1 protein-coding gene is annotated in these 16,352 nt (G+C 71.2%); it reads right to left on the bottom strand.

The features are described 5' to 3' along the window. On the bottom strand, positions 1-16,352 hold a 16,352-nt coding region (locus FPZ41_RS36605), incomplete at both ends, for a type I polyketide synthase (protein WP_194236344.1).

Here is a 16,352-nt window from a genome sequence, read left to right as displayed (position 1 = left end):
GGTGGGTGGCTGTGACGTCCTTGCCTGTAGCTGTGGCGTCCTTGCCGGTGCCGGTGCCAGTGCCGGTGCTGGTGCCGGTGGCTGTGCCTGTGCCGGTGGCTGTGCCTGTGGCGTGCTGATCGGCGGGGTTCCTGTCAGAGGGGGCGACAACGAGCCGTCGCCCGTAGGTACCCGCTTCCCGTACGGCGACCTGGTCCTCGCCGTCGGTAGCCGCGAGCACGCCCAGGAACCGTCCCAGGGTCCGCTCGTCCAACTCCCCGGGCAGATCGACGAGCCCGCCCCAGCGCTCCGGATGCTCCAGCGCGACCACCCGGCCGAGCCCCCACACGGCGGCGGCACGCGGCTCGGGCAGCCCGCGCACGGCGTCGTCCGCGACCGGCACACTCACCGCACCGCACGTCACCGCCCACACCCGGGCATCGAGCCCGGCCTCCCCAAGGGCCTGGACCAGCGCTGCCGTACCGGTCACGGCCACCGGAACTCCCGACTCCCGTACGTCGGTTCGGGCGGCGAGCAGCGACACCACACCGGCGATCCCGGCACCGTCGTCGAGCCCGGCCAGGGTGTCCCGCAGACGCGGCGCGATGGCGTCCGGAGCATCCTCAGCCCCGACCTCCAACGTCAGGGTCTGCGAGCCGAGCGCTGTCACAACGGACCGCACCCAGGCGTCCTCGCCCCACCCGGACGGAACCACGGCCAGCCACGGCCCGGCCGCACGGGCCCCGACCGCGACTCCGTCCCCGAGCGCCTGCCACGTCTCCCTGAACCGCAGCGCGTCCACGGCCGACCGCATCCGCCGCCGCCCGCGCCACGCCGACAACGCGGGCACCACGTCGTTCAACGCCTCGCTGTCGACGTGCAGTTGGGCCGCCAGACCGTCCACATCGGCGTCATCGACGGCCGCCCAGAACTCGGCCTCGGCGGGATCGGAGACTCGGCTGTCAGCTGCCGACAGCGCGGCGATCGCGCCGGACTCGGGCCAGTAGTGCCGACGTTGGAAGGGGTAGGTAGGGGCCTCGGTGAGACGGGCACCAGTACCGGCGAAGAGGGCAGACCAGTCCACCGGGACTCCGTGCGCGAAGAGCTGCGACAGGGCCGTGAGGGCGGCTGCCTCTTCGGGACGGTTCTTGCGAAGTACCGGCGCGACGACCGCGTCTTCGGCCGTGTTGTGCTCGATCAGGGCGGTGAGAGTGCTGTCCGGGCCGAGTTCCAGGAAGCGGGTGACGCCCTGGTCGGTGAGGGTGCGGATGCCGTCGGCGAAGCGGACGGTCTCGCGGACGTGGCGGGTCCAGTAGGCGGGGTCGCCCAGGTCGTCGGGGGTGGCGAGGGCGCCAGTGAGGTTTGAGACGAGCGGGATGCGTGGGGGGTGGAACGTGATGCCGGACAGGGCCTGGGCGAAATCGTCCAGCATCGGGGCCATGAGCGGGGAGTGGAAGGCGTGGGAGACCCGTAGGCGGGTGGTGCGGCGGCCGGGCAGGGTGGCGGCCACTGCGAGAACGGCCTCCTCCGTGCCGGAGAGCACCAGGGAAGTGGGGCCGTTGACCGCTGCGATGCTCACGTCGTCGGTGAGGTGCGGAATGACCTCGCCCTCCGTGGCCTCGACCGCGAGCATCAGGCCGCCCTCGGGCAGGGCCTGCATCAACCGCGCGCGTGCCGACACCAGCGCACACGCGTCCGCGAGCGACAGCACGCCCGCGACATGGGCGGCAGCGATCTCCCCGACGGAATGACCTGCGAGGTACTTCGGAGTGACCCCGAGGGAGGTGACCAGTCGGAACAGCGCGACCTCGATCGCGAAGAGGGCCGGCTGGGTGAACTCCGTACGGTTCAGGGCCTCCTCGTCCTCACCCCACATGACGTCACACAGGGCGGGATCGAACTCGGCAAGCACCTCGTCCAGGGCCTGGGCGAACACCGGGAAGCGGCCGTACAGCTCCCGACCCATGCCCACACGCTGGGCACCCTGACCCGAGAACACGAACGCCAACGACCCCTCGACCACCACTCCCCTGGCAGCCTCAACGATGCCCTCCGCCGACGCCAGCATCACAGCCCGATGCGCGAACCTCGCACGACCACCCGCCAGCGTGTAAGCGACATCCACCGACGGCTCAGCCGCCCCCACCACCTCGATCTGCGCATCCAGCGCCCGCCCCGACCGCGCCGACACCACCAACGGCACCACCGACGGAACGGGAGAGTCGGCCGCCGGCTCGCTGTCGGCATCCCGCCACTGCTCCAGGATGATGTGGGCGTTGGTGCCACTGAGCCCGAACGAGGACACACCGACGCGACGCGGGCGGTCACTGTCCGGCCACGGAACCGACTCCCGCACCAGCTCCACCGCACCCGCCGACCAGTCCACGTGGGACGACGGAGCATCTACATGCAGGGTCGGCGGGACAGCGCCGTGCCGCATCGCCAGGACCGACTTGATCAGACCAGCGGCACCGGCGGCGGCCTGGGTGTGACCGAGGTTGGACTTCACCGACCCGAGCAGCAGGGGCCGTTCGCGATCCTGGCCGTAGGTGGCGAGAAGCGCCTGCGCCTCGATCGGATCGCCGAGGCCGGTACCGGTGCCGTGCGCCTCCACGACATCGACGTCCCCAGCGCTCAGGCCCGCAGACGCGAGCGCCTGACGGATCACCCGCTGCTGGGACGGGCCGTTCGGTGCGGTCAGCCCATTCGACGCACCATCCTGATTTACCGCACTACCGCGGACGACGGCGAGAATCCGATGCCCGTTCCGCACCGCATCCGACTGCCGCTCCAGCAGCAGCACACCCACACCCTCAGCCCAGCCGACACCGTCAGCCGAGTCGGAGAACGCCTTGCACCGGCCATCCGGTGCCAGCCCGCCCTGCCGCGAGAACTCCACAAACGTCGTCGGCGTCGACATCACCGTCACACCACCGGCCACCGCAAGCGAGCACTCACCACCACGCAACGCCTGCGCAGCCAAATGCACCGCAACCAACGACGACGAACACGCCGTATCGATGGAGACGGAAGGGCCTTCCAGGCCGAGGGTGTACGCGACGCGGCCGGAAACGACGCTCTGGGAGCTGGCGTTGCCGCGGAAGCCCTCGAATTCGGGACCCGCCAGCAGGTTGGCGTAGTCGCTGTACATGACGCCCGCGAAGACGCCGGTCTGGCTGCCGCGCAGGGAGGTCGGATCGATGCCGGCCCGTTCGATGGCTTCCCACACCGACTCCAGCAGCAACCGCTGCTGGGCATCCGTCGCCAGCGCCTCGCGCGGACTCATTCCGAAGAACTCGGGATCGAAGCCGCCGACGCCGTTGAGGAAGCCGCCCTCGCGCGCGGATGAGGTGCCCGTGTGCTCGGGGTCGGGGTGGTAGAGCCGCTCCAGGTCCCAGCCACGGTCCTCCGGGAAGCCCGACACGGCGTCCCCGCCCTGGGACACCAGCCGCCACAGATCCTCCGGCGACGCCACGTCACCCGGGAAGCGGCAGGCCATGCCCACGACGACCACCGGGTCGTCGGCCACCGCCGTCAACGGGGTCACCGGAGCGGCCGTACGCGAACCGAGCACCTCGTCCAGCAGGAATCCTGCGAGCGCGCTCACCGTCGGATAGTCGAACACCAACGTCGCCGGCAACCGCAGCCCGGTCACCGACTGCAAGCCGTTGCGCAGTTCGACGGCGAGCAGTGAGTCGAAGCCCAGGTCGCGGAAGGACCGCGAGTCGTCGAGGCCGACCGGGCTGTCGTGGCCCAGGACCAGCGCCACCTGCCCCCGCACAAGGTCAAGCAGCACCTCGCGCCGCTCCACCTCGTCCAGACCGGTGAGCCGCTGGAGCAGACCGCCCGCCGCGACCACCCGACGAGGCGAGCGCACCAGCCCCCGCAGCACTGCGGGCACGTCACCCCGGTCACGGATCGTGCGCAGGTCGAGCGGGATGGGAAGGACGACGGGCGTGTCGTGGGCCAGTGCCGTGTCGAACAGTGTGAGCCCTTGCTCCTGGGTCACGGCGGGGAAGCCGGTGCGGGCGAGGCGTTCGCGTTCGGTGAGGGTGAGGTCGCCGGTCATGCCGGTGCCGTCGAGGTCCCACGGTCCCCATACGAGGGACGTGGCGGGCAGTCCGAGGGTGCGGCGGTGCTCCGCGAGGGCGTCGAGGAAGGCGTTGGCGGCGGCGTAGTTGGCCTGTCCGGTGCCGCCGAAGGTGCCGGCGGCGGAGGAGACAAGGACGAAGGCCCGGACGTCGGGGAGGAGTTCGTGCAGGTGCCATGCCGCGTCTGCCTTGGGGCGCAGGACGGAGTGCAGTCGCTCGGGGGTCAGGCTGCCGACAAGCCCGTCGTCGAGTACGCCCGCGGCGTGGACGACGGTCGAGATGGGTCGCCCTGCCAGTGCGACGGTGAGGGCGTCGGCCAGCGCGTCACGGTCGGAGACGTCGCAGGCCGTCACGTCCACCCGGTCCGCCCCCAACTCCGTCAGCTCGGAGATGAGTTCATCGACGCCCGGTGCGTCCGCGCCCCGCCGCGACAGCAGCACCAGTTCGCGCACACCGTGAGAGCGCACGAGATGCCGGGCCAGGACCGCGCCGAGGCCGCCGGTACCGCCGGTCACGAGGACAGGGCCCGGGCCGGTCCAGGAGTTTGCCGCCGAGTCTGCGGGTGTGGTGGCCCGCACGACCCTCGGGGCTTCCAACCGGCCTTCGCGCACGGCGGTTTCGGGCTCGTCGAGGGCCAGGACCCGGCGCAGCAGGTCGGGACCGACCTCGTCTCCCGCCGACCAGGACAGCAGGCCGACGCGCCCGGGGTGTTCGTTCTGCACCGTGCGGAGCAGGCCGCGTACGGCACCGAGGACCGGCTCGGGCACGCCAACGGTGGTCACGACGAGGCGGGCGTCGGGGTGCCTCTCCTGGTCGAGCCATTCCTGAACGAGCTGTAGTACGTGAGCTGTTGCGTCATGCAGGGCTGAGACAAGGTCATCAGCCGTGGGGTCGCCGTCGATGCGGGCGAGGACGACGCCTGGAGACGTGTCGGTGAGGGAGGCGAGATCGGGGTATGCGGTGGCGCCCCATGCCTGGGCCGACCGGGTGATGTCCTCGCCGACGACGGCAAGCGGGCCGCTGTAGGGCTCCGTGGCGGTGACCTGCGTCCACGCCATGCGGTAGAGGTCGCTGCTCGTGCGGCTCGCCGAGAGACGGTCTTCGGCCGGGCGGACGACGAGACGGTTCACCGATGCGATCGGGTTCCCGTCCTGGTCGGTCACGGTCACAGCGATGCTGCCGGTTCCGATTCCGGTGCCCGTGCCCGTGGCGGTGGCGGTACGCACCAGCTTGGCCCTCACCGTGGAGGCGCCGGTCGCGTGCAGGGACACGCCCTCCCAGGCGAACGGCAGCAGTCCGCCCGACTCCTCGGCCTCCTCACCGGAGAATGCGGCCGCGTGGAGCACGGCGTCGAGAAGAGCCGGGTGCAGACCGAATCCGCTGGTCGGAACGTGCTCGGGCAGCTCGGCCTCGACGAACACCTCGTCGCCGCGCCGCCAGGCAGCGCGCAAGCCCCGGAACACCGGGCCGTATGCGAAACCGTCCTCCGCCCGTGCCTCGTAGAAACCGTCGAGGTCCAGGGGCCGCGCCTCGGCGGGCGGCCACGTCGTGACGTCGAAGGTCTGCGGAGAGCCGTCCTGCGCGGCGAGCGTGCCGGAGGCGTGCTGCGTCCAGGGCAGATCCTCGTCCGACGTGTCCGGGCGGGAGTGAACGCCGACGGAACGGCGGCCGTCCTCGTCCGGAGCACCGACGGCGATCTGGATCCGCACGGCCTCACGCGGGCCGAGGATCAAGGGCACGCCGAGGGACAGCTCCTCGACCCGGCCGCATCCGACCTCGTCCCCCGCACACAGCACCAGTTCCAGGAACGCGGTCGCCGGCAGCAGCACATTGCCGTGCACCGCGTGATCGGCGAGCCAGGTCTGCGTACCTGCCGAGAGGCGCCCGGCGAGGACCACCCCGTCGGACTCCACCAACGGCACGGCCGCGCCGAGCAGCGGGTGCTCGACGGGTTCCAGACCCAGGGCCACGGCGTCCTGAAGGGAAGCGGTGACGGCGGGCCAGTAGTGCCGGCGTTGGAAGGGGTAGGTAGGGGCCTCTGTGAGACGGGCACCAGTACCGGCGAAGAGGGCAGGCCAATCCACCGGGACGCCGTGCGCGAAGAGCCGGGACAGGGCCATGAGGGCGGCTGCTTCCTCGGTCCTGTTCTTGCGCAACGTCGGGACGATGACCGCGCCTTCGGGCGCCAACTGCTCGATCAGGGCGGACAGGACGCTGTCCGGGCCGAGTTCCAGGAAGCGGGTGACGCCCTGGTCGGTGAGGGTGCGGATGCCGTCGGCGAAGCGGACGGTCTCGCGGACGTGGCGGGTCCAGTAGGCGGGGTCGCTCAGGTCGTCGGGGGTGGCGAGGGTGCCGGTGAGGTTCGAGACGAGCGGGATGCGTGGGGGGTGGAAGTCGATGCCGGACAGGGCCTGGGCGAAATCGGCCAGCATCGCGTCCATGAGCGGGGAGTGGAAGGCGTGGGAGACCCGCAGGCGAGTGGCGCGGCGGCCGGGCAGGGCGGCGGCCACCGCGAGAACCGCTTCCTCCACGCCCGAGAGCACGATCGACGTGGGGCCGTTGACCGCTGCGATGCTCACCTCGTCGGTGAGGTGCGGGACAACCTCGCCCTCCGTGGCCTCGACCGCGAGCATCAGGCCGCCCTCCGGCAGGGCCTGCATCAACCGCGCGCGTGCCGACACCAGCGCACACGCGTCCGCGAGCGACAGCACGCCCGCGACATGGGCGGCAGCGATCTCCCCGACGGAATGACCGGCCACGAAGTCCGGCCGTACACCCAGGGATTCAGCCAACCGATACAGCGCCACCTCAACGGCGAACAACGCGGGCTGAGTGAACTCCGTACGGTTCAGGGCGGTTTCATCGTCGCCCCAGATGACGTCGCGTAGACGCGGGTCCAGTTCGGTCAGGGTCTCGTCCAGGGCCTGGGCGAACACCGGGAAGCGGCCGTACAGCTCCCGACCCATGCCCACACGCTGGGCACCCTGACCCGAGAACACGAACGCCAACGACCCCTCGACCACCACTCCCCTGGCAGCCTCAACGATGCCCTCCGCCGACGCCAGCAGCACAGCCCGATGCGCGAACCGCGCACGACCACCCGCCAGCGTGTAAGCGACATCCACCGACGGCTCAGCCGCCCGCACCACCTCGATCTGCGCATCCAGCGCCCGCCCCGACCGAGCCGACACCACCAACGGCACCACAAACGGCTGCTGAGCGGAGCTCGGCTCCATTGTGTCCATGGGCAGTTCGAGGATCACGTGGGCGTTGGTGCCGCTGAGGCCGAAGGAGGAGACGGCGGCCCTGCGGGGGCGGTCACCGTCCGGCCAAGGAACCGGTTCTCGGACCAGCTCCACCGCACCCGTCGACCAGTCCACGTGCGAGGACGGGGCGTCGGCGTGCAGGGTGCGCGGGACGATGCCATGCCGCATCGCCAGCACGCTCTTGATCACACCGGCAACACCGGCAGCGGCCTGGGTGTGACCGAGGTTCGACTTCACCGACCCGAGCAGCAGCGGCCGTTCACGATCCTGACCGTAGGTGGCGAGAAGCGCCTGCGCCTCGATCGGATCGCCAAGCGTGGTGCCAGTGCCATGCGCCTCCACGACATCGACATCCCCGGCGCTCAGCCCCGCAGACGCGAGCGCCTGCCGGATGACGCGCTGCTGCGACGGACCATTCGGCGCCGTCAACCCATTCGACGCACCGTCCTGGTTCACCGCACTACCCCGAAGGACCGCCAGAATCCGATGCCCGTTCCGCACCGCATCCGACTGCCGCTCCAACAGCAGCACACCCACACCCTCAGCCCAGCCAACCCCATCGGCCGCATCCGAGAACGCCTTGCACCGGCCATCCGGAGCCAGCCCACCCTGCCGCGAGAACTCCACAAACGTCGTCGGCGTCGACATCACCGTCACACCACCGGCCACCGCCAACGAACACTCACCACCACGCAACGCCTGCGCAGCCAAATGCACCGCAACCAACGACGACGAACACGCCGTATCGATCGTCACCGCCGGCCCCTCGAAGCCCAGCGCATAAGCGACTCGACCGGACGCGATACTCGGTGAGCTGCCGCTCCCCCGGAAGCCCTCGAACTCGTCGCCGGACAGAAGGACTCCGTAGTCGTTGTACATGAGACCGGCGAAGACACCGGTCTGGCTGCCGCGCAGCGAGGTCGGATCGATACCCGCCCTCTCGATCGCCTCCCACACCGACTCCAGCAACAACCGCTGCTGCGCATCCGTCGCCAACGCCTCCCGCGGACTCATCCCGAAGAACTCGGGATCGAACCCGGCAACGTCGGTCAGGAAGCCACCGGCGCGCGTGGACGACGTACCGGTGTGCTGCGGGTCAGGGTGGTAGAGCCGCTCAAGGTCCCACCCACGGTCGGACGGGAACTCCCCCACCGCGTCCACGCCTTCAGACACCAGCCGCCACAAGTCCTCCGGCGACTCCACGCCACCGGGGTAACGGCAGGCCATACCCACAATCACCACCGGATCGTCGGCGACAGCCACCACAGAGCTCGCCACCGGAGCCGCCGCCTGCGCCCCCAGCACCTCACCCAGCAGGAAGTCAGCCAGGACCGCGACCGTCGGATAGTCGAACACCAACGTCGCCGGCAACCGCAGCGCGGTCACCGACTGCAAGCCATTGCGCAGTTCGACAGCCAGGAGCGAGTCAAAGCCGAGGTCCCGGAACGAACGAGCGTCATCAACACCCGAGGCACTCTCGTGGCCCAGGACCAGCGCCACCTGCCCCCGCACAAGGTCAAGCAGCACCTCGCGCCGCTCCACCTCGTCCAGACCGGTGAGCCGCTGGAGCAGACCGCCCGCCGCGACCACCCGTCGACGCGGCCGCACCAACGCACGGAAGACAGGCGGTACTTCACCAAGCTCCCGGACAGCGCGCAGATCGAGCGGTACGGGCACGACCACCTGCTCGGACGTCCGTAGCGCCGCGTCGAACAGGGCCAGGCCCTGATCGACCGTGATCGCGGGAATGCCGGTGCGGGCCATCCGCTGCGGATCGGCCGCCATGCCTCCGACCTCCTGCTGCCAGGGGCCCCATACGAGGGACACCGCAGGCAGACCCATGTCCCGGCGCAGGGCCACCAGAGCGTCGAGGAAGGCGTTGGCCGACGCGTAGGCCGCTTGTCCGACGCTGCCGAGCACGCCGGCGACGGAGGAGAAGACGACGAACGGCATGTCGTCGGGGAGCAGTTCGTGCAGGTGCCAGGCCGCGTCGACCTTGGGCCTCAGGACGGACTCAACACGCTCGGGGGTCAGGCTGCCGACAAGCCCGTCGTCCAGGACGCCCGCGGCATGTACGACACCACGCACCGACCGCCCCGCCAGCACACCCGCCAACGCCTCACGATCCGCCACATCACACGCGACCGCCTCAACCCGGGCACCCAACCCACCCAGTTCAGCGACGAGTTCACTCACCCCAGGCGCATCCGCACCCCGCCGCGACAGCAGCACCAACTCCCGCACCCCATGCACCCGCACCAGATGCCGCGCCACCACCGCACCCAGACCACCCGTACCACCCGTCACCACCACGGCACCCGGACCAGCCCACTCCACCGCCACACCACTCGACCCACCACCACGCACCAACCGGGGCACGCTCACGGTCCCGCCGTATACAGCGACGTCGGATTCATCAGCGGCCAACGCGCGCAGGGCGGCGCAGAGTTGCTCGGCGTCGGTGTCCGCGATGTCCAGCGTCGCGAAACGGCCCGGATACTCGGCGCCGGCAGACCGCACGAGCCCGCGCACTGCGGCGGACACCACGGCCGAGCCCTGTGTCAGTACCACCAGCCGCGCGCCACGGAAGCGCTCCTCCGCGACCCACGCCTGCACGAGGGCCAGCACCTGCGCGACCGCGGTGTGCGTCTGCCCTGCCACGTCCTGCACCGTGTCCTCAGCGGCCCCGAGGGCGGCCACGACAAGCCCCGGAACCGGCCGGTTCCCGTCGGCATCGGCACCGGTGTCCACGTCCGCTGCCAGTTCGTCGAGGTCGGCGTAGCTCCGAACGTCGGCAACGGCGTCCCGCATCACATCGGCGAGCGCCTCTCCGCCCCCGAGCAGCGCCACAGCCGGAAGCTCCGCCGACGTCTCCGGCGCCTCGGTCCAGTCGACCCGGAAGAGCGACCCGGCCGCCGTACTCGCCCCACCCAGCTGGTCACTCGTCACGGGCCGGACGACCAGCCCGGACACACGCGCCACCGGACGTCCCTCGACATCGGCGAGGTCGACGGCGATCGCGTCCCGTTCGCTCCACCGGACCAGTCGGGCGCGCACCTCGGTCGCGCCGGACGCGTGCAGTGAGACGCCCTCCCAGGCGAAGGGGAGCGCGGGGTCACCCGTCCCCCCGGCGACGGCGACAGCGTGCAGTGCGGCGTCGAGCAACGCCGGGTGCAGTCCGAACCCGCCGACATCGGTCCCGGTCGGCAGGGTCACCTCGGCGAAGACCTCGTCACCGCGCCGCCAGACACCGCGCAGCCCCTGGAAGAGGGGGCCGTAGGTCAGGCCGGCGTTGGCCATGTCCTCGTACAGGTCGCCCGTTTCGACGCGCTCGGCGCCAGCAGGCGGCCACTGCGCGGCATCGGCCCAGTCGGTCAGAACAGGTTCGTCGGAGAGGACACCCGAGGCGTGCTGCGTCCAGGGGGCATCGCCGGCCGCGTCGTCGGGGCGCGCGTGCACCGTCACCGTGCGGCGGTCGGCGTCATCGGTCTCCGCGACCCGCACCTGGATCTGCACGGCGCCCGCGTCCGGAACGACGAGGGGCGTCGACACGGTGAGGTCGTCCAGGGTGCCGAACCCGACCTCGTCGCCGGCCCGCACCGCCAGTTCCACGAAGGCCGTGCCCGGGACGACCACCTGCCCGAAGACCATGTGATCGGCCAGCCACGGGTGAGTGGCCGAGGACAGCCGCCCCGACAGCACTACGTCCTCGGAGTCGGCCAACGACACAGCGGCCCGGAGCAGTGGATGGTCGGCAGCGGCGAGACCCGCGGCGCGCACATCCCCGGCACCGGTCGCATATCTTCCGACCGGCCAGTAGTTCTGGCGCTGGAACGGGTAGGTCGGAACATCCACCAGCCGGGCGCCCGTGCCCCTGAACAGCGCCGGCCAGTCCACCGGCACGCCGTGCGTGAAGAGCTGGGAGAGGGCGGTGAGCGCGGCTGCCTGCTCGGGCCGGTCCTTGCGCAATACGGGCACGACGAGCGCCTCGTCCGCCACGGACTGCCGTACCAACGCGGACAGTACGCCGTCCGGGCCGATCTCCAGGAAGCGCGTCACTCCCTGGTCGGTGAGGGTGCGAAGTCCGTCGGCGAAACGCACCGTGCCCCGCACATGCCGGACCCAGTAGTCCGCCGTGTTCAGCGAGTCGAGACCTCCGGTGAGGTTCGACACGACAGGAATACGCGGCTCGTCGAAGCGCAGACCGGCGATCGCCTCGCGAAACTCCTCCAGCATCGGTTCCATCAGCAGCGAGTGGAAGGCGTGCGAGACCCGCAGTCGCGTCGTACGCCGATTCGGCACAGCGGCGGCAACAGCGAGTACGGCCTCCTCGGTACCCGAGAGCACCAATGAGGACGGCCCGTTGACCGCCGCGATCGACACACCCTCGACGAGGTACGGAGCGACCTCGGCTTCCGCGGCCTCGACCGCGAGCATCAGGCCGCCCTCGGGGAGCGCCTGCATCAGCCGGGCCCGCGCCGACACCAACGCACACGCGTCCGCCAGGGACAACACTCCCGCGGCATGGGCGGCCGCGATCTCACCGACCGAATGCCCCGCAAGGTACTTCGGAGTGACACCAAGGGAGGTCACCAGCCGGTACAGCGCAACCTCGATCGCGAAGAGGGCAGGCTGCGTGAACTCCGTACGATTCAGAACCTCCTCGTCCTCGCCCCAGATCACGTCACGCAGGGCGGGGTCGAGCTCGGCAAGCACCTCGTCCAGCGCCTGGGCGAACACGGGGAACCGGGCGTACAACTCCCGGCCCATCCCGACCCGTTGGGCACCCTGTCCGGAGAACACGAACGCCAGCGGCTCCTCGGCCGCCGTCCCTCTGGATACCTCGGCGACGCCGCCCTCGGACGCCAGCAACACAGCCCGGTGCCCGAACGAGGCCCGTCCCGCCGCCAGCGTGTACGCGACGTCCGCCGACGGCTCGACCGCCCGCAGCGCCTCGATCTGCGCATCCAGCGCCTGCCCCGACCGAGCCGACACCACCAACGGCAGTACGCCGAACTCAATCGCCACGGGCGTCGGTGCGGCCTCCGGCCCCGCCTCCAGAATGACGTGCGCGTTGGTACCGCTCAGCCCGAAGGAGGACACGCCGACACGACGCGGCCGTCCCGTCCCCGGCCACGCCACCGGCTCCCGCACCAGCTCCACCGCACCCGCCGACCAGTCCACATGCGACGACGGGGCGTCGACATGCAGGGTGCGCGGGACGACACCGTGCCGCATCGCCATGATCGACTTGATGACCCCGGCGACACCGGCAGCAGCCTGGGTGTGACCCAGGTTGGACTTCACCGACCCCAGCAGCAGCGGCCGTTCACGCTCCTGGCCATACGTCGCCAGCAACGCCTGCGCCTCGATCGGGTCACCCAGGGTCGTGCCCGTACCGTGCGCCTCGACCGCATCCACCTCACCGGCGGACAACCCGGCCGATGCCAGCGCCTGCCGGATCACCCGCTGCTGCGAAGGACCATTCGGCGCCGTCAACCCATTCGACGCACCGTCCTGATTGACGGCACTACCGCGTACGACCGCCAGAATCCGATGCCCGTTCCGCACCGCATCCGACTGCCGCTCCAGCAGCAGCACACCCACACCCTCAGCCCAGCCGACACCGTCAGCCGAGTCGGAGAACGCCTTGCACCGGCCATCCGGTGCCAGCCCGCCCTGCCGCGAGAACTCCACAAACGTCGTCGGCGTCGACATCACCGTCACACCACCGGCCACCGCCAACGAACACTCACCACCACGCAACGCCTGCGCAGCCAAATGCAGAGCCACCAACGACGACGAACACGCCGTATCGATCGAGACGGTCGGCCCCTCGAAGCCGAAGGAGTAGGCGACTCGGCCGGAGGCGATGCTCATCGCGCTCCCGTTGCCGCGCAGGCCCTCGAAATCACGGCCGTCGAGGAGGAGCCCGTAGTCGTTGTACATGACACCGGCGAAGACACCGGTCTGGCTGCCACGCAGCGAGGTCGGGTCGATACCCGCCCGCTCGATCGCCTCCCACACCGACTCCAGCAACAACCGCTGCTGCGCATCCGTCGCCAACGCCTCCCGCGGGCTCATCCCGAAGAAGTCCGCGTCGAAGCCACCGGCCTCCTGGAGGAAGCCACCGGACCGGGTGGAGGAGGTGCCCAGGTGCTCCGGGTCCGGGTGGTAGAGCCCCTCCAGGTCCCAGCCGCGGTCGGCCGGGAACTCCCCCACCGCGTCCGCGCCTTCGGAGACCAGCCGCCACAAGTCCTCGGGCGACGACACCCCACCGGGGAAACGGCAGGCCATCCCCACGACCACCACCGGGTCATCGGCCACAGCCACCACCGGCGAGGCCGCCGGAGCCGCCGCCTGCGCCCCGAGCACCTCACCCAGCAGGAAGTCAGCCAGGACCGCGACCCTCGGATAGTCGAACACCAACGTCGCCGGCAACCGCAGCCCCGTCACCGACTGCAAGCCATTGCGCAGCTCGACAGCCAGCAACGAGTCAAAGCCCAGATCCCGGAACGACCGCGACGCGTCCACACCCAAGGCACCCTCGTGCCCCAGCACCAACGCCACCTGCCCCCGCACCAGATCGAGCAGCACCTCATGCCGCTCCACCGCGTCGAGCGGCGCGAGCCTGCGGACCAGGTCGGGTGCGCCGGTGCCGCTGCTCCCGTTGCGGCGCCGGGGTCGTACGAGTCCACGGAGGAGTGCGGGGACTTCCGTGCGGGCCCGTGCCGCCCGCAGGTCCAGCGGGACGGGGAGTACTAGGTCATCGCCGCTCGCGAGGGCCGCGTCGAACAGGCTCAGGCCATGCTCCGCGGACACCGGGGGCATGAGCGCGGCCTCGTCGTGCGCCTCGGCGGGCGGCAATTCGGCCGCCATGCCGGCGCCGTCGAGCTGCCACGGTCCCCAGGCCAGGGAGACCGCGTGCAGGCCCTGGGCACGGCGGTGCGCGGCGAGGGCGTCGAGGTAGGAGTTGGCGGCGGCGTAGGCGGCCTGGCCCACGGGGCCGAATGTGCCGGCAGCGGAGGAGACGAGGACGAAGGCCCGGACGTCGGGCAGGAGTTCGTGCAGGTGCCAGGCCGCGTCGGCCTTCGGGGCCAGTACGGCGTGCAGGCGCTCGGGGGTCAGGCTGCCGACAAGCCCGTCATCCAGGACGCCCGCGGCATGTACGACACCACGCACCGACCGCCCCGCCAGCACACCCGCCAACGCCTCACGATCCGCCACATCACACGCGACCGCCTCAACCCGGGCACCCAACCCACCCAGTTCAGCGACGAGTTCACTCACCCCAGGCGCATCCGCACCCCGCCGCGACAGCAGCACCAACTCCCGCACCCCATGCACCCGCACCAGATGTCGCGCCACCACCGCACCCAGACCACCCGTACCACCCGTCACCACCACGGCACCCGGACCAGCCCAATCCACCGCCACACCACTCGACCCACCACCACGCACCAACCGGGGAACCCTCACGTGACCGTCCGTGAGGGCGGTCTCCCGTTCGCCGACGGCGAGGGCCCGGCGGAGGTGGGTCCCGTCCACGGGCTCCATGCCGAGGATCAACAGGCCGATGCCGCCAGGGTGTTCGGACTCGGCGGCGCGCAGCAGGCCGCGGACCGCGGCGGGCGCGAGCCGGTCGTCACGGAGGACGACGACCAGGCGGGTGTTGCGAAGGCGCTCGTCGCGCTGCCAGTGACGGACGAGGCCGAGGGCCCGAGCGGTGAGCATGTGCAGTTCACCGACCGGGTCCGTCACCGGGTCCGTGCCTCGGTTCGTGACTCGGTTCGTGACCGGGCTCGCCTCGTCGGGGCCCGCCATGAGCGGGGCCAGGACCACGTCGGGCAGGGGTGCCGTGGCCGCGAGTTCGGTGAGGTCCGCAGGGACGCGTAGGGGCGCGCCGCCGAGGGCGTCGCTGATCTCCTGGGCGAACGAGGCGTCGGCGGAGTCGGCAAGCAGGGCGAGGGGACCCTCATAGGGAGTCGTCTCGGGGGCCGGGATCCAGTCGACCCGGTACAGCGTGTCGGCGGCCGTCGATGCGCCGGATCGCGCGGCGTCGAGAGGGCGCGTGGTGAGCGCGTCCACGGTCAGGACGGGGGCGCCCATGGTGTCCATGACGTCGATGGCGACGGTGTCCTCGCCCTGCGGGACGATACGAGCGCGGACCTTGGTGGCGCCGGTTGCGTGCAGGCTGACGCCTTCCCAGGCGAACGGCACACCGAGGCGGCCGTCGCCGGCTTGGGCGACGGCATGGAGGAGGGCGTCGAGCAGGACGGGGTGGACGGCGAAGCCGGCGGTGCGGTTTCCCGCGGGGAGTTCGGCCTCGACGTAGAGGTCGCCGTCCCGGCGCCAGACAGCGCTGAGGCCGCGGAAAACAGGGCCGTACGCGAAATCGTGGTCGGCGAGGGCGTCGTAGACGCCATCGACGGGGACGGCTTCGGCGCCGGCAGGGGGCCACTGCGCGGGGTCCAAGGCAGTGGGCGTGTCGGTTTCGGTCTCCGCGCCGGGGCTCAGTCGACCGGTGGCGTGGAGCGTCCAGGCGTGCTCGTCAAGACCCTCGTGACTGCCCTGGCCGTACGGCCCGTGCCGACCGTCAGGGCGAGCGTAGATGGTCACCGGTCGGTGGCCGGAGGCGTCGGCGGCGCCGACGAACGTCTGGATCTGGACGGCGCCGTGTTCCGGCAGTTCGAGCGGGGCCGGGAGGGCGAGTTCGGCCACGCGGTCGCATCCGAACTCGTCGCCGGCGCGCAGGGCGAGTTCGACGAAGGCCGCGCCGGGCAGGAGGACGCGGCCGTCGATGCGGTGGTCGGCCAGCCAGCGGTGGGTGGCCAAGGAGAGGCGGCCGGAGAGGAGGGCGCCGTCGGATTCGGCGAGGGACACGGCGGCGCCGAGGAGGCCGTGTTCGGCGGGGGCGAGGCCGACGGCGCGGACGTCCCCGGCGCCGCCCACGCCCGCGGCCGGCCAGTGCCGGCGGCGCTGGAAGGCGTAGGTGGGGAGGTCGACGGGGTGGGCG

The organism is Streptomyces acidicola (assembly GCF_009377235.1).
In the GTDB taxonomy this organism is placed as follows: domain Bacteria; phylum Actinomycetota; class Actinomycetes; order Streptomycetales; family Streptomycetaceae; genus Streptomyces; species Streptomyces acidicola.
Note: the sequence above shows the minus strand (reverse complement) of the source record. Positions and strands in the feature narration are given on the sequence as shown.